This is a genomic window from Pseudomonas sp. AC112 (genome assembly GCF_979253545.1).
On sequence record NZ_CEEDCM010000001.1, the window covers coordinates 5,952,265 to 5,971,840 of the forward strand.

At 59.6% G+C, this 19,576-nt stretch carries 16 protein-coding genes; 11 read left to right on the top strand and 5 right to left on the bottom strand.

The window, feature by feature from the left end; all coding sequences use genetic code 11:
- Window positions 1-17: 17 nt before the first annotated feature.
- Window positions 18-5,192, top strand: a complete 5,175-nt coding sequence (locus AC0IYN_RS27615) for a dermonecrotic toxin domain-containing protein (RefSeq protein WP_471844239.1) — start codon at window positions 18-20, stop codon at window positions 5,190-5,192.
- A 24-nt stretch (window positions 5,193-5,216) separates the two neighbouring features.
- Here the strand turns inward: AC0IYN_RS27615 and AC0IYN_RS27620 are convergent, their stop codons facing one another.
- Entirely contained in the window at window positions 5,217-5,486 is a 270-nt protein-coding gene (locus AC0IYN_RS27620) for a PepSY domain-containing protein (RefSeq protein WP_406597481.1), read from the bottom strand.
- Window positions 5,487-5,638: 152 nt separating this feature from the next.
- Between AC0IYN_RS27620 and AC0IYN_RS27625 the strand changes: the two genes are divergently transcribed.
- The 7 genes from AC0IYN_RS27625 (at window position 5,639) to AC0IYN_RS27655 (ending at window position 11,664) form a co-directional block, all read left to right on the top strand.
- Window positions 5,639-6,637 carry a FecR family protein gene (locus AC0IYN_RS27625; RefSeq protein WP_406597416.1) on the top strand — a complete coding sequence of 333 codons (999 nt, stop codon included), beginning with the start codon at window positions 5,639-5,641 and terminating at the stop codon, window positions 6,635-6,637.
- A gap of 329 nt (window positions 6,638-6,966) precedes the next feature.
- The gene (locus tag AC0IYN_RS27630) at window positions 6,967-7,422 is read left to right on the top strand and encodes a hypothetical protein (RefSeq protein WP_471844241.1); all 456 of its coding nucleotides are present in this window, start codon (window positions 6,967-6,969) and stop codon (window positions 7,420-7,422) included.
- Window positions 7,422-7,973, top strand: a complete 552-nt coding sequence (locus tag AC0IYN_RS27635) for an adhesin (RefSeq protein ID WP_471844243.1) — start codon at window positions 7,422-7,424, stop codon at window positions 7,971-7,973. Before AC0IYN_RS27630 ends, AC0IYN_RS27635 begins: the two co-directional genes overlap by 1 nt.
- A 67-nt stretch (window positions 7,974-8,040) precedes the next feature.
- Window positions 8,041-8,787 carry a hypothetical protein gene (locus AC0IYN_RS27640; RefSeq protein WP_406597419.1) on the top strand — a complete coding sequence of 249 codons (747 nt, stop codon included), beginning with the start codon at window positions 8,041-8,043 and terminating at the stop codon, window positions 8,785-8,787.
- A gap of 60 nt (window positions 8,788-8,847) precedes the next feature.
- Window positions 8,848-9,528, top strand: a complete 681-nt coding sequence (locus tag AC0IYN_RS27645; protein WP_406597420.1) for a C39 family peptidase — start codon at window positions 8,848-8,850, stop codon at window positions 9,526-9,528.
- A gap of 38 nt (window positions 9,529-9,566) precedes the next feature.
- Window positions 9,567-10,310, top strand: a complete 744-nt coding sequence (locus AC0IYN_RS27650) for a hypothetical protein (RefSeq protein WP_406597421.1) — start codon at window positions 9,567-9,569, stop codon at window positions 10,308-10,310.
- A 49-nt stretch (window positions 10,311-10,359) separates the two neighbouring features.
- Window positions 10,360-11,664 (top strand): hypothetical protein, encoded by a 1,305-nt coding sequence (locus AC0IYN_RS27655; RefSeq protein WP_457239647.1) that lies wholly within the window; start codon window positions 10,360-10,362, stop codon window positions 11,662-11,664.
- A gap of 172 nt (window positions 11,665-11,836) precedes the next feature.
- Here AC0IYN_RS27655 and AC0IYN_RS27660 read toward each other — a convergent pair whose 3' ends face one another.
- Window positions 11,837-13,162, bottom strand: coding sequence for a sigma-54 dependent transcriptional regulator (locus AC0IYN_RS27660; RefSeq protein WP_406597423.1), 1,326 nt, complete (start codon window positions 13,160-13,162; stop codon window positions 11,837-11,839).
- Between the two features lie 342 nt (window positions 13,163-13,504).
- Between AC0IYN_RS27660 and AC0IYN_RS27665 the strand changes: the two genes are divergently transcribed.
- On the top strand, window positions 13,505-13,765 hold the full coding sequence (locus tag AC0IYN_RS27665; protein ID WP_406597424.1) for a hypothetical protein: 261 nt from the start codon (window positions 13,505-13,507) through the stop codon (window positions 13,763-13,765).
- A 66-nt stretch (window positions 13,766-13,831) separates the two neighbouring features.
- On the opposite strand, the gene AC0IYN_RS27670 is transcribed toward AC0IYN_RS27665, so the two are convergent.
- The 3 genes from AC0IYN_RS27670 to gnd are packed head-to-tail and all read right to left on the bottom strand — an operon-like array spanning window position 13,832 to window position 17,156.
- The gene (locus AC0IYN_RS27670; protein WP_471844247.1) at window positions 13,832-14,656 is read right to left on the bottom strand and encodes an HAD family hydrolase; all 825 of its coding nucleotides are present in this window, start codon (window positions 14,654-14,656) and stop codon (window positions 13,832-13,834) included.
- Entirely contained in the window at window positions 14,653-16,176 is a 1,524-nt protein-coding gene (zwf, locus tag AC0IYN_RS27675) for a glucose-6-phosphate dehydrogenase (protein ID WP_471844249.1), read from the bottom strand. Before zwf ends, AC0IYN_RS27670 begins: the two co-directional genes overlap by 4 nt.
- On the bottom strand, window positions 16,173-17,156 hold the full coding sequence (gnd, locus tag AC0IYN_RS27680; protein WP_034104618.1) for a phosphogluconate dehydrogenase (NAD(+)-dependent, decarboxylating): 984 nt from the start codon (window positions 17,154-17,156) through the stop codon (window positions 16,173-16,175). Before gnd ends, zwf begins: the two co-directional genes overlap by 4 nt.
- Window positions 17,157-17,426: 270 nt before the next feature.
- Between gnd and AC0IYN_RS27685 the strand changes: the two genes are divergently transcribed.
- Both AC0IYN_RS27685 and AC0IYN_RS27690 read left to right on the top strand, forming a co-directional pair.
- Window positions 17,427-17,606, top strand: coding sequence for a DUF6026 family protein (locus tag AC0IYN_RS27685; RefSeq protein ID WP_471844251.1), 180 nt, complete (start codon window positions 17,427-17,429; stop codon window positions 17,604-17,606).
- A 160-nt stretch (window positions 17,607-17,766) separates the two neighbouring features.
- On the top strand, window positions 17,767-19,524 hold the full coding sequence (locus AC0IYN_RS27690) for a phosphoethanolamine transferase CptA (protein ID WP_471844253.1): 1,758 nt from the start codon (window positions 17,767-17,769) through the stop codon (window positions 19,522-19,524).
- Window positions 19,525-19,576: the final 52 nt, after the last annotated feature.

Here is a 19,576-nt window from a genome sequence, read left to right on the forward strand (position 1 = left end):
TGTCAAGGACGCACACGATGGCCCGGGTCACACCGCCGTATTTCTTTGATGAGTTTTTGTTACCGGTGCGCCGTGACGAGCCGTCGCCACGCGAACGCGCCTTGGGTTTGTCCCTGAAGGACCTCGACTGGCTGCACACGCTGTACTACGCCACCGACCATGCACGCCAGAATGCCCAACTGCGCGCGGCGCCCATGGTCGTCGAGTCCTTCACGATCAAAGGAGCCAACCAGCCCACCACAGCACTGGCCGGGGTGTTCTTGATGAGCCCCAGCCCGGACGGGCAAAAGGCAGTGCTCTATACACCGTATGGCGGCATGGAGGTATTCGACGGTCGTGATTCCGCCATGCAAGAACTTATAAATCGCATTAATAACAAGTCTCAAGGCAATGATTTGTTTAGTTTTTTGTCAATAGATTCGCGCAAGGCATTGCAGGCGGATACGGCACTGTCACTCACCCACTTCACCATCGACGGCGCGGTACTGGAATTTCAAGAACAGACCATCCTGGCTGCCCAACAGCAAAATCTGCTGGCCTTGCTCAACGAGTTGCGCCAGACGCCGACACTCGAGTGGATGCTGCAAACCCTACTGGGCATTATGGCGCGCACGTACTTTCCTAAGCTGGATCAACGCGACACCCGCGTCAATTGCTACGCCGATGCCCCGCCAGGCACTGCGTCGCAACAGGATCAGCGCTGGGTAGCGTCGCTGACGCTAAGCGAAACCTTGCTGCAGTTTTACCTCAGTCAAGCCTGGCCCAGCGGGCAAACCCGCACCTTTTTCAACCCGCGCCACGTCACCACGGGGTTCAGCCCAGAGCAACTGGCCCAGGACCTGGCGCACTGGCATAGCCTGGTTGAACAAGCCAGTGGCGTACTGTCGAAGGTCCTTGGCAGCCTGCTCAAGACCTATTGGAATGCCGATGCCCGCGACGGTCAGTCGCGCCTGGCGTTTTTTGCCCAAGTGATGCGCGACACATTCCGCACCGACCTGCTGCTCAAGCGCCAGGCCGGCATAATCAGCTCCGACGAAAGCCAGCACCTGCTCGCAGTGTTACTGCCAAACCCCGCGGTAGTGACGAACCCCGAGCGCCTGCTGCACATCGACAAAGTACGTATTCATGCGCCCTACCAACATCACGTTGAACTGGCCGGCACACTGATGATTACCGACCAGAATGCCTACCTGTACACCCAGCCGCGCGGCCTGCAAGTGCTCAAGGACCAGGATGACCTCAAGGACACGCTGATCAGCATGCTCAAGGCTGCCGGCCACCAGGACGAATTGCTCAACTTCCTCTCGCGAGAAGAACGCACGGTGTTTATTGGCCTGGACCCGTTGCAGATCAGCGGCGTGCCGATAAACGGAAATGTCTTTGCCACCCTTGCTGCAGACATCGCCGTCAAGCAACTGAGTAATCTGGAACATGCCCTGGCGCTGTTCCGGCGCAGTGATGGCGCAGTCGACCTGGCGGCCCTGCTCGACTGCGCCCTGGATGTGCGCAGTCTGTTCGACCCGCGCCTGCTCGATCTGGATGCCGAAGGTCGCTGGAGCCTGAACCCCATCGCCAGCCACGACGGCCACCCCTCTACGGTCAAGGCAGAACGCGCCAAACAGGAGCTGCCGACGCTGCGCGCCATCGAGGCAGCGCTGGCGACCGAGCGGGCTAATCACTCGACACTGCGGCATTTGGCGGCCCATGCGCTGAACACGCAACTGGATAGCAACGAACTGGATCTGAAGGCTGAAGAGGTGAATATCAACACCTACGCCAGCGCAGCCCAGCAGTTTGAAGAGCGCGAACCGCAAGTGTCGCTGAATATGGTCGAGCATTTTCTCGAGCGCCTCACAGGGGAAGCCGTCCCGGTGATGAAGGGTACACACCTCGGTTTCTATGGGCTCCGTGAGCGAGGTGGGGTATTTCGCTTGAACAGCCTGACCCCGGCAATTTTCAACAAGGTGATCGAGCAGGCCATGGTGCCCTTTGTCCAGCATGATGTGCGCACGTTGCCTGGCCTGTTCCTGGACACCCACCAGGGGAAGCTCAGCCAAGGCATGCTCGAGGGCCTGCGCAGTGAGGCGCGGCTGCGACACTTGAGCAACACGCTCGACGAACGCAGCCATGCCATCATCCACACCGTGCTTGAAGGCGACAGCCTCACCCGCCTGACGCGCCATGGCTTGAACGGTTTTTTGCCCGACGTGTTCAGCCTGGCGCTGCACGTTGGCGCCCAGACTGACCTGCATGCCCTGGCCAACTGCTTTGTCATCACCGAACGCGGCGGCACCGATCCGCAACTGTCCGGCAAGGCACTGTTATGGACGCCGCGCTTGGGGTTCCAACCCTTTGCGTCGGTGGCCCATCTGTACACCACGCTCCAACAGTACTTGGCCCACCCGGACGGGCGAATGCACCTGCTTGAAAACCTGCCCGTGCGCCAACGCGCGCCACACCAGGCCTATCGACTGGCACCGCTGCAACGCATTGACGACCACCTGGTGAACAACCGGCAGCGCTCTTACCGTGACTACGTTCTCGACAGTATCGATTACCGCCTGACCATGGGCCTGGGCGCGCGAAGGCTGCAAGACAGCCTCGACAGCCTGATGCGCCAACCGGCGCCCCTCAACCTGCGCCGAGCCGCTGGCATCGCGCAGTCAATCATCCAGCAGGAAGCCCTGCCGGCCTGGCTGGGTATGGCCGCGCCGCTGGAGCAGCGCCTGCACGCCGAACTGCTGGAGCAATACCGTCTCAGCGCGCCGGACGAGCAGGATTACCTGCATGGCATCCCGCCGTTGCGCGAACATGTCGTGGGCGCCCTGGCCACCTTGCTTAATGCTCGCTTCGCCAGTGCCGTCGTCAACCCCGAGCATGTGCTGATTTCGGCAAGACAGGCGCTTTCCAGTCCGATACAGACACTCGTTGATTTGGCCATGTGCCATTTGCCCGACTTCAGCGCCGGGGATGTCCAGCCACGCTCAAGCACGGCTGTGGCCCTCCCCGCCGCCTTGGACAGCAGCGCCGTGGAGCAATTAGTGCGTCAGCTCGATCTCAAAAGCGTTTACCGCGACTGGTTCGACACCCACCTCAATGCCGATACTGAAGACGCCAGGCAGCGGCGCGCATTGTTCTGCCGGCAATTGCCCTGGCAACTGTTGTGTCATGCCCACGAGGAACGGCTGGAAGAACGCCTGTCCAGCAGCGCGTGGAGCCTTATCCAGCAGATCTTCGACATGCCCGACGCGCTGGCGCGCGACACTGTGAGCGGAGTGACCGCGATGATCCGCCCGCTGGAACTGATCGCCACGCCCGGGGCCACGGCGGCGCCGGCCATAGGCTTGTACCTTATCAGCCCGAAGGCCGGCGCCAGCGGACCACTGGTGTTGTACACGCCTTACCGCCCCAAACAGGCCCTGCAGGAATACGTCTCGGAAGATGACCTGCTTCACGAGCTCGGCAACCCTGGGGCGCTGCAGGACTGGGTGCTGCGCCACCTTGACTCTGCGCACCAGGCCACCTATCGCAACCTATGGCAACGACCGACCCGCTCCGGGCCGTCGGAGTTACGCTTTGGCACGTCGCCGGTACGCGGCAATATCCTTTTGCGTCTGTTCAACGATAACCGAGTGATGCTGGGCAAAATGCTCGAAAGCCAATTCGATGCCGAGGGGCAAGCCCAGTGGGAGCGCTTCACTGGCATGGTAGGTAAAGGGATTCCCAACGCAGTGCAATTCATGGCGGGCAAGCTGGCTTACCCCTTGGTGGTATGGCGCAGCTACCAGTTGTTCAAGGACTCCGCCGAGCATCTTCAGCAGCACCAATGGGGCGCCGCGCTCAAGGCTTTCGCACGGGGCGTGGCCAGTCTCGCTTCGTTGCGCAAGGAGCTCGATAAGCTGCTCGACTCACCCGTGCTATCGGCCTCCCAACCCACCGTGGATGAATGGCTGAACACCCCGCCGCCCGCCGCCGCCACCCTGGCAACGATGGACCTTACCCAACCGTTGCGTACTGGATTGCAGGTGTTCGAGGATCACAGCGTAGCGTTGTCCGATCTGGAAAAAAGTGCCTTGAGCCACGTGTTCAAGCACGCCGCGACAGGGCGTTTCTACGTGCCGGTGGAAGGCAAAGTCTACCCGGTGAAGCGGGCTGGCGAGCGTTGGCGCCTGGACCGCACGCCGCACGAGGGGCCCTATGTACAGCGCAATGCCCAGGATAAATGGGTGCTCGACCTCGACCGCCATCACCCCCGCTTCGGCAAATCCATTTCGCGTTTCGCAATGCGCGTGAATACCCGCTTGGCCGAGCGCGAGGCCATCAATATCGAAGCGGTAGGCATGGCGCAAATCGGCGCACTGTCGAGCTGGAAGGCCCAATGCATCAATGAAGCACTGAATGTGGCGACCTATTACACGGTCAACTGCAAGCGCAACCTCTTGAAGTTCGCCGATACGCGAGACCCGGCCAGTCGCCTGGGGCGTTTTTTCAACGAGTTGTTCGGTTTACACACGGTGACCGCTGAGCAAGTCACGCGAATAGAGAAAAGGATCGATGAAGTGCTCAATGAGCTGGTTGACCACACCCTGACAAACCCCGACTCGATGCGCTTTGTCACCGGCACTAGCCGCTGGGGGTCAGAAGATACCTACGGGTTTACGCTGCCGGCTGATAGTGAGAAAAAAATCTATTTGGTGGACCGTTTCTTCGATCCGATGGTGGATGTGTATCAGAACCGTCTGAGCACGCCCTTCGACCTCTCGGCCCACGCCCGTGCGGCGACGTTGATCCACGAGATCACCCACTTGAGCTCGGACACGGAAGACATCGCCTATCTGGATAGCATGCGGCCGTTCCACGACTTGATCAACGTCGATATTCAAGGCGCGCAGACGCTCAGCTCCGATCTATCCGAACTGCGCCGTTCAGCCTTGTCCACGCTCACCCCGGACGTCATGCTGTTCAAGGCATGGGACGCCTATTCGCAAAGCTGGGAAGACCTCGGAGACCGCCACTTGACCCGCCCAGTCAAGGAGCGAGTGTTGAAACTCACCGGGGCCAAGACGCTGGACGATGCGCGTAAGATCTTCATGAGCAACGAAGACAAACGCATGGACATCATCCTGGCGAACGCAGACTCCGTGACCTACCTGATCACGCAATTGGGACGAGAGCTGGACAAGGGCGCCTGAACGGCACCCTCGAAACCTGGGTGATCAGTCTTTCTGGTCACGCAGGATGTTGCCCGATGCACCATCGATGCGCGCTTCATAAACGGTGCCATCGGATTTGCGGCCTTTGACTTCCCAGTAACCGTTGTCATCAGCCTCGGCGGCGTAAACCTCGATATAACCGGCCTTGGTCTTGGCCACCTCGATCGCCTTTTCAATGGTGATCCAGCCCGCGCCCGGTTTATCGGCCAAGGCTGCACCGGCACTCATCAACGCAGAGGTTGCACACAGGGCGATTAATGTTTTCTTCAGCATTTTCGTACTCCATTGGGGATTGACTGACTGATGTCCTGAATTTTTTAGGTCGCCCCAAACGAGAATAAGTTCCAATTGATGTGCAATCGCCATGATGGCTGTTCTCGCCGCCCGCCCTGGGAGGTTAGAATGTGGGAAATCAGGATGAGTTAATGAGCGAAAAGTCCCTTTCAGAAGCCGAATATGACGCCATCACCGACGCCGCCGCGCATTGGTGCATGCGGCTGCACGCGGGCGACTGCACGGCCGGTGAACGTCAGGCTTTTGCGCATTGGCATGATTCCCACCCGCTGCACGCGTTTGAATACGCCGCGATGCTGGAGATCTGGGACGTCGCCGACCACCTGCCGCGCCATGAACCCACGCCGGTGCTAGCGCCCTTCAAGAAGCCACGCAGTCGCCTGCGCACCTACGCGGTCGCGGCAGCGATCTGCCTGGCCGCCCTGCCCCTGGCCGCGTTCACTGGCTGGGAAGCGGGCTGGCTGCCCAGTTCCTATGAGCGTTTCGAGGCTGCCAGCGGTTTGCGCCAGGTCACGCTCGGCGATGGCAGCCAGGTGGAACTCAACCTGGGCACTGAGTTGGTCTACAGCCATTACAAAGACCAGCGCCGCGTGACCCTGAAGAAAGGCGAAGCGTTCTTTAAAGTCAGCCATGACGCGACCCACCCGTTTATCGTGCACGCCGGCGAAGGTCAGGTGCGGGTCACGGGTACCCAGTTCAACGTGTGGAAGTACGAAGACCAGGTGCGCGTGATGCTGCTCGAAGGCTCAGTGCAGATCGCCAGCGACAAGGTGCATGGCAGCGTGCCGCTTACCCCCGGCATGCAAGCCAGCTTCCAGCAGGGTGACGCCACGCCGCGCGTCCAGGCGATCAACCCCAACGACACCGCGCTTGCCTGGCGCCAGGGCAAGCTGATTCTCGACAACCTGGCCCTGGCCGACGCACTGCCGCTGATCAACCGCTACCTGAGCAAACCAGTGATGCTGGCCGACGCCAACACCGGCACGATTCGCATCGGCGGTATCTACAACATCAACGAGGTCAGCAACCTCGTGCCCTCCCTGCCCAAGGTCCTGCCGGTCTACCTGACCCAGAACCAGGATGGCAACCCTGTACTCAACGCGATCCCGCGTAAAACCCCAAAAGGCTGAGCCCTTGCCAGCGGGCACGGGTTTTTGCACGCCCGAAGTGTCCGATTTTTTTACACCCCCCTGCCCTGAACCGCCCACGGTGGGCGCGTTCATCGTTTTGTCATGCACGGTGTTTCAACGCTGATACAGCGAGGTGAAGCGGTTGCGCAATGGCGCGGCAGGCGTGGCTTGAGGGCGTGTTGTCTCACCGTTGATACAGGGTTGCCATCACATTGCCTTGTGTTAATCCCAACCGCTTGAATAACAACAATAAATCAAAAGCGGCACGGCTTCTGCTCTTTCTCTGACAACGCTGTTTAGGGTCAGCGTGAAGAATAAGGAATGCCGCCGTGATCACACTCACTCAAGGTTCGATGAACGTACTGCTGGCCAGCTGTGTACTCAGCGCCAGTATCAGTCTTCCGACCCTGGCAGGTGACGGCGTGATCGTGACAGGCCGCGACGTACAAGGCCACATGTATGGCCGAGCCTCCTTCGGCCCCGACCCTTATCCCCAGACCGCCAATGCCAATCCCAGCCGAGAAATCGTTGGCGCCCTGTCGGGCGAGTTGAGTGACCGTGACTTCGGAAACATCAATAGCGGCTTGGGCATCACTCGGGCCATGCAGCCCAACGGCAACCTCACCGGCTTGAGTGCCACACAGAACAGCATGTCTACCTTGGGGGCTGGCGCAGCCGCCAGCCGCTCGGGGGGCAGCGGCAGCATGGGTGGTCAGATCAGCGACTCGATCCAGCGTGGCCTGGCGCCCCTCAACAACATCGGCAGCATGATGGGGGGCAAATAATGAACCGTTCCCTTCTCTTGCTGGCCCTGCTGGGCAGCGCCTCGGTTATGGCAGACAACACCGCTGTGATGAACAACAGCGGCCAAGCCTACAACGGCAACCTGATGATCAACCAGGCAGCCGGCAACCAGCAGCAGACCGCCAATAACCGCGCCGTTGCGCTCGGTGGCCAGGCGACCACCAGCAATATCCAGCGGATGGACGGCAAGGTCGACCCCTCCCTGAACGCCAAGGCGGCAATCGAGGGCACTTCTTTTACCAATGGCAACGGCATGTTGGGCATCAACCAATCGGCCGGGGCCAATAACCAATCAGTCAATGCGGTGCGGATCAGCGTCAACCCTGGCCCGCAAAGCATCGACGACAGCGTCCTGTTGCAACAGAACACGACGACGCTGGCAACCGACTCAGGGCTCACCTCCACCACTGGCAGCCGCCAGGTCGTGACAAGCGACCAGGCCTTCACCGGCAGCCGAGGAGTGATTCAGGTGAACCAGAGTGCTGGGGTGGGGAACCGAGTGGCTAACACCCTGGGCATCACTATCAAGTAACCGCTTGGTAGCACTAGTTAGACCGTACCAACACTTAACCAACTAATTAGAAGCAAGGAGAAACACCATGAAACCTCAAATGGCCCTGAAACCAATGGTTTTCGCTCTCGCCGCACTCATGGCTGCTGCTGCTCAAGCAGGTGGTGGCTGGCACCCTGCGCCTCAACCTACCGGCACTGGCGCCGCGGTTGTGACTGACACTCAAAAAAGCGAACACAATAAGTTCGACGACACTAAAACCGAGAACAACGCTTCTGCCGATGGCTCGGTAACCTACAACTCCGGTAACGTTGGCGTAGTCAACCAAGCTGGCAGTGGTAACCAAGGCGACAATGATGTCGCCATCATGAGCGGTAAAGGCGACTTCCTGACCGTATTCTCCGTCATCGATTCGGACCAAAGCAGCCAGCACAACAACTTCATCAATAAAGGCACGCAAAACAATGCCTCTTTGGATGGCGCCGTCAACAACAACTCGGGCAACGTGGGTTATGTCGGCCAAGCAGGCCAAGGCAACCAGGCCAAAAACAGCCTGGCCATCTCTACCGCTGACGGCAAAAACATCGCGGCGGCCACCAACACTGAGCAAACCTCGCTCAACAACAGCTACCTCAATGCCGCTGCAACCAGCAATGGTTATGGCCATGGCAGCAAACCTCAGTACGTATCCAACAACTCCAGCCTCGACAGCTCGGTTAACGGCAACTCCGGCAACATTGGGGTAGTCCTCCAATCTGGCTCGGGTAACCAAGCGGCCAACAAACTGTCGGTCAGCCAAGGTTGCACCGTCTGCACCAGCGGCGTGCGCTTCTGATCCAACGGGGCCTTGGCAACAAGGCCCTTTTTATTTCAGTGTCCATCAGGTCAGACGATCATGCGCCTCGCGACCCTCACCCTCTTGATGCTGCTCACCGGCCCGACCTGGGCAGGCACCATGGCGATCTCCGCCATGCCTGGCGGTGCAGTCATCTACAAGAAGGTCGAGAGTATCCGTGAACGCCGGTTCGCCAACCTGGTGGAACAGAAAACCGATTTCAGCTGCGGTGCTGCGGCACTCGCCACCATTCTGCGCCAGGGTTATTGGCTGGACGTCGACGAAGACCACGTCATCAAAGGCATGCTGGTCAATGCAGACCAGGACCTGGTACGTACCCAGGGCTTCTCCATGCTGGACATGAAGCGCTACCTCGAAAGCATCGGCATGCGTGCCCGGGGCTACAAGATCGGGCCAGACACCCTGGTGACCGTGAAAATCCCTGTGGTGGTGTTGCTCGAGATTCGTGGCTACAAGCATTTCGTGGTACTTCAGCGCGCGGACAAGGATTGGGTCTATATCGGCGACCCCGTACTGGGCCACAAGCGCTACTCACATGACGACTTCATCAAAGGTTGGAATGGCATCGTCTTCGCCGTGCTGGGTGAAGGTTACGACAAGGCCAACGCCCTGCTCGACCCGCCCATGCCCCTGACCGCCAAGAACCAGTTGAATGAGTTCAGGCCCGTAGGCGATGCCGAGCTGATGGACTTCGGTTTCATCCAAAGCGACTTCTTCTAAGAAGCGCAATAAGGGGCAGGACGCTCCAGGAGCAAAAGATGAACACTTCCCGTTGGCTGACGGTCTTGTGTCTGGCAGCCTCAATGCCCGCTTATGCTTCGTCGGGATTCAAACCGATCGAACTCAAGGATTCGGAAATGGCCGAACTGCGCGGCCGCTACGTGATGCCGGGGCGAATCATCAGCTTCGGTATTGTCATGAGCAGTACGTGGACCAATGCCGTGGGCGACACCATCACCGGCAAGGCCAGCATGCAAGTCGACTCGTCCACCATCACCCCGCAGTTCTACGTACAGACCACCGGCTCGACAGGTAACGGGACAAACCCCAACACGGGCACGGGTAACGTCAGCGGAGGGGCCGGCCTGGGCACCGGTTCGGGCGTAACCCAAAGCGTGCGCACCGCCGGCGACGGCAACACTGCCTATAACAATGTCGGCATCAACGTCACCGAGAACGGCTTCGCCCCTTCCAACATCGTGCAATCGGGCCATGTGCTGGTTGCCGGCGGCACCGTGACCGGCGATAGCGCGGCAGGCCGCGTGAGTGTGTCGGCCAACAATGGCGGCTTGCAGATGGCGATCCAGGGCAACCATAACCAAGGCAATAGTCTCCAGCAGATTGGCGGCGGCCAAGTGCTGCAAGGCACTGTTCTGACGGGGGATAGAAACTTCGTCAGCAACATGACCCAGCTCAATGTGGTGATGAACAACGGTTTGAACAACCCGGCGCTCAATTGCAATCTTGATCAACTCAAAGGCCTACGCACTCTCGGTTATTGAACTACGCTGACCCTCGACACTTACGCATTAGAAAAGGACGGCTTATTTCATGCATCGATCGTTATCGCTACGTGCGGTGGTCTGTTTAAGTACGCTCTTGCCCGCATCCGTTCTGTATGCCGCGCCGGACGCCGATATCGAAACTCTCAAACAGGAGCTTCTGGAACTCAAGCAGCGGTACGAAGTGCAGCAAAAAGCCTTGGCAGTATTGGAGCAACGGGTGCGTCAGGTGGAAGATCAACCGGCGGCCCCACCACCGAAACGCCTGGCCAAATCCCCAGCGGACTTCCAGAAAGCCAGCGGCGCCACCGTCGCCGGTACTGGCGCGGCAGCGGCCTCCGGTGGTGCGGGCGGCGGCGGCAGTTCTTACGGCCAGTCGCTCAAGGATGATTCGGCGCCGGCGCAGAGCGTGAGCAACCTCTACAACGAAGCCAGCGGTTTCTTTGGCAACGGCAAGTTCAGCTTTGAAACCGGTATTACCTACGCGCGCTACGATGCACGCCAGCTCACGCTCAACGGTTTCCTGGCGCTGGACTCGATCTTCCTCGGCAATATCAACCTGGATCGAATCAAGGCGGATAACTGGACGCTTGACCTGACCGGTCGCTATAACCTCGACAACCGCTGGCAGTTCGACGTGAACGTGCCGGTGGTGTACCGCGAATCGACTTACCAGTCCGGCGGTGCGGGTAACAACGCCAACGCCACCTCGGAAGAGTCGGTGAGCCGCGACCCGACCATCGGCGACGTCAACTTCGGTGTGGCCTACAAGTTCCTCGACGAAACCCCCACCCTGCCGGATGCTGTGGTGTCGGTGCGCGTCAAGGCGCCGACGGGTAAAGAACCGTTCGGCATCAAGCTGGTGCGCTCAACCGCCAACGACAACCTGTACGTGCCTGAAAACCTGCCGACGGGCAATGGAGTCTGGTCGATCACCCCGGGGATCTCGCTGGTCAAGACCTTCGACCCCGCCGTGCTGTTTGGCTCGTTCTCCTACACCCACAACTTCGAAGAGTCGTTCGACGACATCAGCAGTGACGTCAACCAGAAAGTCGGCGGCAAAGTCAGCCTGGGTGACAGCTTCCAACTGGGTGTCGGCGTGGCCTTTGCGCTGAACGAGAAGATGAGTATGTCGTTTTCGGTCTCCGACCTGATCCAGCGTAAAAGCAAGCTCAAGCCCAATGGCGGGGACTGGCAATCGGTGGTGTCCAGCGATGCCAACGCCGGCTACTTCAACGTGGGCATGACCATTGCTGCGTCGGATAACCTGACGATCGTGCCGAACCTGGCGATCGGCATGACGGATGATGCGCCAGACTTCACGTTTAGTCTGAAATTTCCGTACTACTTCTAGTGGTGTGTTTGAGGGCCTCATCGCCGGCAAGCCGGCTCCTACAGGGGCATGCGCTCCAAGTGTAGGAGCCGGCTTGCCGGCGATGGCGGCCTCAAGATCACCATTGCCCGCAGCCAAAAGGAAAAGCCCCGCAACGATAAGGGTCGTTGCGGGGCTTTTCGGTTTACCCGCCCTAGCGGATCTGGTGTTTGTGCAGCAACCGGTAGAACGTGGGCCGGGAAACCCCCAGCACGCGGGCCGCGACACTCAGGTTGTCGCTGTGCCGGTTGAGCACGTCGCACAGCGCCTGGCGTTCGGCGCGGTGTTTATAGTCTTCCAGTGTAGCCATCGGCGGCGAAATTGCCTGTTGCCCATGCAATCCCAGATCAACGGCTTCTATCTGACGCCCTTCGGCCAGTACCAGGCCTCGGCGTACACGATTGGCCAACTCGCGGACATTGCCCGGCCAGGCGTGTTCGCCCATCGCGACCAGCGCCTCGTCACTGAAGCTGCGCGGGCGCCGGCCGGTTTCCTGGCTGTAGAAACGTGAAAAGTGGTTGGCCAGCATCGCCACGTCGCCATGGCGCTCACGCAGGGGCGCGGTGACCACTTGCAAGACGTTGAGGCGGTAGTACAAGTCTTCGCGAAAGGTGCCCTTCTCGACTGCGGCCTCAAGGTCCACGTGAGTCGCCGCCAGCACCCGTACATCCACCGGAATCGGCTGGCTGCCACCCACGCGCTCGATCTGTTTCTCCTGCAGGAACCGCAGCAGGTTAGCCTGCAATTCCATCGGCAAATCGCCTATCTCATCGAGAAACAGCGTGCCGCCGTTGGCCGCTTCAATACGCCCGACTTTGCGCTGATGGGCGCCAGTAAACGCGCCCTTTTCATGGCCAAACAGTTCGGATTGGATCAAATGTTCCGGAATCGCCCCGCAATTGATCGCCACAAACGGCTTGGCGTGGCGTTGGGATTGGCGATGCAGGGTCTTGGCGACCAATTCTTTACCGGTGCCGCTGTCACCGCGGATCAATACCGGGGACTCGGTGGGCGCCAGTTTGGCCAGCAATTTGCGCAATTCGCGGATCGGCCGGCTGTCTCCCAGCAACTCATGCTCGGGCTCATCCACGGGGGTGTGGCCCTTGCCCCGCAGGCGCGCCATGCCGAAGGCGCGGCCCAGGGTGACCTGCACGCGGGCGACATCGAACGGCAAGGTATGGAAGTCGAAAAACCACTCACAGACGAAGTCGCCCACATTCTGCAGGCGTAATACATCCTGGCTGAGGACGGCGATCCACTCGGTGCCGCTGCGGCCGATCAGTTCCTTGACCGCCTCGGGGCGCTCCAGGTGGTAAGGCTGCAAACGCAGCAACCCCACGTCGCAGGAGCGCTCGCCTACGGCCTCCAGGGCACAGCTGTCCACCTCCCACCCGGCGGTGCGCAAACCGGGCAATAGCCCGTGGCAGTCGTCACAGGGGTCGACCACGAGCAAGCGACGCTGCACAGGTGTAACAACCATGACTATTCCTTGGCGTCAAAATTGTTAAAGTTATTTAGAAACAACGGTTTGTGACGCCTGGCGCTAACACTAGCAAGGTCTTGACGCGGTCCTTGTACCGTTTTGCTATAAGTCTGGGCAAAAAGCCACTTCGCCACGCTTAGCGCAAAAGAGTTCAGGGTTACCGAAACTTTCAATCAGCTTTCAAAACAGCCGCTTACATGACGTTAATCACTAAACATCGAAAATAGTTGCTCTAACATGTGACCCGTACCCCGCCATCGTGCATCAGTACAAGTAACCCGCCGCACGGTCAGCCCAACCGCCGGCACTCACTTGAATGGGCAATGAGAGAGAACCCACATGAACGCCCCGCTCCGCATCAACGAAGCTCTTTTGATCGCAGACCGTGCCTTCCAGCCCTTTCAGTGCGTGGCCTGGCACGATGGCAATGGCGCCCTCAGCCTGAGCGTCATCGACCGCACCAATACCCGTATTGGCAGCAAACAACTGTCGTCGAGCACCTATAGCGACCCGGCGCAGTTGGAAAACTTGCTGTTGCAGGCCCGCGCCGAACTCGATAAAGATGGCCACCAGTTGCAATCCTGGGTAATGCCGAAGTAAGTCGGCACTGTAACTTGCGCGCCGTGGATTAATGGTGCGCAAGTTCAGTGTTAGAGCGTCAGTCGCTTATTGGGCGGCGAGGATAAACCGTTCAATGGCTTGCGCCGCGCCATCCTCGATGTTGCTGCCGGTCACCACACTGGCCTGGCGCTTGACGGCTTCTTCCGCCTGCCCCATCGCAATCGAAAACCCCGCCACGTGAAACATCGCCGGGTCATTGCCGCCATCGCCAATCGCTGCCGTCTGCTCAATAGGCACGCCCAGGTGCGCGGCCAAGGTCTTCAAGGCCTCGCCCTTGTTGGCCAGCATCGCGGTAACGTCCAGATACACCGACTGTGAACGCGACACATGGGCCAGCCCCTGCACCTTGGGCTGCAATTGCGCCTCCAGTTCCACCAGCAACTGCGTGTTGTTACTGGCGGCGACGATTTTGTCGACCCGGTCCAGGTAAGGTTCGAAACTCTCCACCACCACCGGTCCGTAGCCCAGGCCATCAGCCTCGCGCTGCACCATGGGCCCCGGCGGATCACGACGCAACCAGTCACCATCGGCAAACACCCACACTTCCACGTCCGGCTCGCCCGAGAACAACGCCAGCGTCACCAGCGCCGCTTCCGCCGGCAGATGATGGGCAACCAGGATGCTGCCATCCGGGTTAATCAGGGTGCCACCGTTAAAGCCCGCCACCGGTACATCGATACCGAAGGTTTCGACCAGCTGCAGCATAGCCTTGGGCGGTCGCCCGCTGGCCAAGCTGAAAAACACCCCGCTGTCGCGCAGCGCACGCACTGCGTCGGCTGTGCGTTGGCTGAGGCTGTGATCCGGATGCAGCAAGGTGCCATCCACGTCACTGAGGATAAATCGGATGGGATGAATCGCTGCGTCACTCATCCGAGGCTATGCCAGGTACGGCCATCACGGGCCAGCAAGGCGTCGGCGGCTGCCGGGCCATCTTCACCCGCTTTATAGGCCTGGATGCCGTCGTCTTCCTTCCAGGCATCGAGGAACGGCTGTACCGCACGCCAGCCGTTTTCGATGTTGTCGGCGCGCTGGAACAAGGTCTGGTCGCCGGTCATGCAGTCGTAGATCAGGGTTTCGTACCCGGTCGATGGCTGCATCTCGAAGAAGTCCTTGTAGGCAAAGCCGAGTTGGATATTCGCCATGTCCAGGGTCGGCCCGGGCTTTTTCGCCAACAGGTCGAACCACATGCCCTCGTTGGGCTGGATCTGGATTTTCAGGTAGGTGGGCTTGAGCTCTTCCACCTCGGTGTCGCGAAACTGCGCATAGGGCGCCGGCTTGAAGCAGATGACGATCTCGGTGTCGCGCACGCTCATGCGTTTGCCGGTGCGCAGGTAGAACGGCACGCCGACCCAGCGCCAGTTGTCGATCATCACCTTGAGGGCGACAAAGGTCTCAGTGCTGCTGTCAGGCGCCACATTGGCTTCTTCGCGATAGCCCGGCAGTTGCTTGCCGCCGATTTCACCGGCGGTGTACTGCCCGCGCACCGAGTTGGCCCGCGCATCTTCCAGCGACCAGGGGCGTACCGCACCAATTACCTTGGCTTTTTCACCGCGCACAGCGTCGGCACCAAAGGCCGCGGGCGGCTCCATGGCCACCATCGCCAGCAACTGGAACAGGTGGTTGGGCACCATGTCGCGCAGGGTGCCGGTTTTTTCGAAGAAATTGCCCCGGGTTTCAACGCCGACGGTTTCGGCGGCGGTGATTTGCACGTGGTCGATGTAATGGTTGTTCCAGAACGCTTCGAACAGCACGTTGGAGAAACGGCTGATCAGGATGTTCTGCACCGTTTCCTTGCCCAGGTAGTGGTCGATGCGATAGATCTGCTTCTCGCTCATCACCTTGAGCAGGCTGGCGTTCAGCGCCTCGGCGGTGGCCAGGTCGGAGCCGAAGGGCTTCTCGATGACCACGCGACGGAAGCTGTCGTCGGTTTCCGTCAGCAGGCCGGCACTGCCCAGGCGCTGCACCACTTCGCTGAAGAAGCGCGGTGCGGTGGCCAGGTAGAACACCGCGTTGCCGGTGCCACTGTCGGCGATCTTCTTGCCGATGTCGGCATAGGTGCTGTCGTCGAGGAAATCGCCCTCGACGTAGCTGATGCCCTTGGCCAATTGCGCCCACAGCTCAGGGTCCAACGCGTTATCGGCATTGCCCTTGACCTTGCTCGCGGCTTCGGTGCGAATGAAGTCCTCGAGCTTCTTGGCGAAGTCGGCATCGCTGATGGCGTTGTGATCAACGCCGACAATGCGCAAGCCGTCGCCCAGCAGGCCGTCACGGCTGAGGTTGTACAGCGCCGGCATGAGCAGGCGCTTTACAAGATCACCATGGGCACCAAACAGAAACAGGGTGGTGGGCGGAGCGGGTTCGGCCTTGGGTTTCTTGCCGTTGGCGGTCATTTTTTGGAAGTCTCCACGTGACCACCAAAGCCGAAGCGCATGGCAGAGAGCATTTTGTCACCGTAGGTGCTTTGCTGGCGCGAGCGGAAGCGGGCGAACAGCGAAGTGGACAGCACCGGTACCGGCACGGCTTGTTCCATGGCGGCTTCGATGGTCCAGCGGCCTTCGCCACTGTCGGCGACCGAGCCGGAGTAACCGTCGAGTTTCGGGTCGGTGGCCAGGGCGTCGGCAGTCAGGTCCAGCAACCAGGACGAAACCACGCTGCCACGGCGCCAGACTTCGGCAATGTCAGCCACGTTGAGGTCGAAGCGCTGGTCTTCCGGCAGGTTTTCCGAGTTCTTGGTCTTGAGGATGTCAAAACCTTCGGCGAACGCCTGCATCATCCCGTACTCGATGCCGTTATGGATCATCTTGACGAAGTGCCCGGAACCCGCAGGGCCGGCGTGGATGTAGCCCTGCTCGGCACGCGGGTCGGCGCTGGCGGAGCGGTCCTTGGTGCGCGGGATGCTGCCCAGGCCAGGGGCCAGGCTCTTGAAGATCGGATCAAGGCGCTGCACGGTCTCGGCGTCGCCACCGATCATCATGCAGTAGCCACGTTCCAGGCCCCAGACGCCGCCGGAGGTGCCGACGTCGACATAGTGCAGGCCTTTTTCAGCCAGGGCCTTGGCCCGGCGAACGTCGTCCTTATAGTTGGTGTTGCCGCCGTCGATGATTGCATCACCGTCTTCCAGCAGCGTGCTCAATTCGTTGATGGTGTCTTCGGTGGGCGCGCCCGCTGGCAACATGACCCACACGGTGCGCGGCTTTTGCAGCCCGGCAACCAGGGCCTTGAGGTCGGCGACGCCGGTGGCGCCCTCTTCGCTCAGGCCTTTTACAAATGCTTCGTTACGGTCGTAAACAACGGTGGTATGCCCATTGAGCATCAGGCGCCGTGCAATATTCCCGCCCATGCGGCCTAGTCCGATAATCCCCAGTTGCATGTGCTGATGCTCCTAACTACTAAAAAATGTGTGACATAGTTTATAGCGCAATGAGGCTAATGAGGGTTAGTCCAGCGCGGTTACGTGTAGTTTCATGGAAAAAAGTTGCCATCGTTTCACCATCACGGCACAAAAAGTCACACGACCATCAAAAATAAAAAAGTTCCCTTGCCCGCAAAAAGAATTCAGAATTACCTCCGACTGCTGCCGAGAACCTCGACTCAAGCGTTCTGGCACACCGCGATACACCGGCTATTTGCGAGGTAAGCAATGAGCACTGCACAGATGAACCGTCCGCCACAGACCCTCTACGTCACCATCCGCCGTGACGAGCTGCGCCAGTTGAAAGACGAACGCGAACAGCTGCAGCAGGAAGTCATGCGCCTGCGTTCGCACATCATCCAAGCCCAGCTGGACCAGCCTATCGGCGCCCAGCCTGCACTCTGCTAAGCCTGGTCATCACTTTGTAAGATAACGTCTACACAAATCTCACAAAGTTTTCACACGCCCCTCTCGATACTCCCGCCCGAAGGGCCACCCCATGCAAGGGTGGCCTCTGTTGCGCGCAGCCCTGCGTGTCGACTGAAAAATTACCGGGTTGGAGCGCTGGATGGCGATGTTCGAACGCAGCACCAAGTCTGCGAAAGGCTTTGATTGGGCCGGCCTTGGCTGGCTATTCCTGTTTTTCTGGTATTTCTCGGGTATTACCCAACTGCTGATCCAACTCAGCGGCACTGCCGGTTTCAGTGGTTTTCGCCAAGCGTTCTTCATGAGCGCGATCTGGCTGGCGCCGCTGCTGATATTTCCTCGTCGTACACGTTTGATCGCCGCCTTGATCGGTGTGGTCTTGTGGGCCTGCTCCATGGCCAGCCTGGGATATTTCTTTATCTACCAGCAGGAATTTTCCCAAAGCGTCATCTTCATCATGTTCGAGTCGAACATCTCCGAGGCAGGTGAATACGCCACACAATACTTCGCCTGGTGGATCGTGCTGGCGTTCATTGCCCACACCGCCGTCGCCATTTTCCTCTGGACCCGCGTACGCCCCGTTTACCTGCCGCGTGGCCAGGCACTGCTGGCGGCGACCGCGATCCTGGTGGGCATCATCGGCTACCCGCTGGTCAAGCAGATCGCCCGCAGCGATACCCTCGACGATGCCCTGGACCGCTTCGAATCGCGCATCGAGCCCGCCGTGCCGTGGCAGATGATCGTCGCCTACCGCCGTTACACCGAGCAACTGGACAACATGCAAGGCATGCTCGACAGCGCCAGCCAGATTCCGCCATTGACCAACCTCAAGGACACCATGGCCGGCCAACCGTCGACCCTGGTGCTGGTGATCGGCGAGTCCACCAACCGCCAGCGCATGAGCCTCTACGGCTACCCGCGCAACACCACGCCAGAGCTGGACAAGCTGCGCGACCAACTGGCGGTGTTCGACAACGTCATCACCCCACGCCCCTACACCATCGAAGCACTGCAACAGGTACTGACCTTCGCCGACGAAGAAAACCCGGACCTGTACCTCAAGACCCCTTCGATTGTCAGCGTGATGAAACAGGCGGGCTACAAGACCTACTGGATCACCAACCAGCAGACCATGACCAAGCGCAACACTATGCTCACGACCTTTTCCGAACAGGCCGACGAGCAGGTGTACCTGAATAACAACCGCAACCAGAACGCCCGCCAATACGACGGTGATGTGCTGGCACCGTTTTCCAAGGCCCTGGCCGACCCGGCGGAACGCAAATTCATTGTGGTGCACCTGTTGGGTACCCACATGAGCTACCAGTACCGCTACCCGCCGACCTTCGACAAATTCACCGACCGCCAGGGCGTACCGGCGGGTGTGAGCGACGATCAACTGCCTACCTACAACAGCTATGACAACGCCGTGCTGTACAACGACTTCGTGGTGTCGAGCCTGATCAAGGACTACGCCAAGACCGACCCGAACGGCTTCCTGCTGTACCTGTCAGACCATGGCGAAGACGTGTTCGACTCGGCCGGCCACAGTACGTTGGGTCGCAATGAAGCCAACCCGACGGCACCGATGTACACGATCCCGTTCATGGCCTACGCCTCGCCGAAATGGCGTGAAACCCACAACTGGAGCTTTGCGGGCGATTTGCAGCGGCCTTACAGCAGCTCACAGTTGATCCACACCTGGGCGGACCTCGCCGGCTTGAGTTTCAACGAGCTGGACCGTACAAAAAGCCTGGTAAGCGACAACTTCAGGCCGCGCCCGCAGATGATCGGCAACCCCTATCTGCGCCAGCAGAAGCCGCTGATCGACTTCAGCCTGATCAAGCCCAAGAAGGTCAATCCGACCGATGTCGTGCTTCAGGAACCGCCAGATCTGTAACAGAAAGATAACAATCATTCTCGTTTAAGCCTAAAGTTCCCCTTCTCCTTTC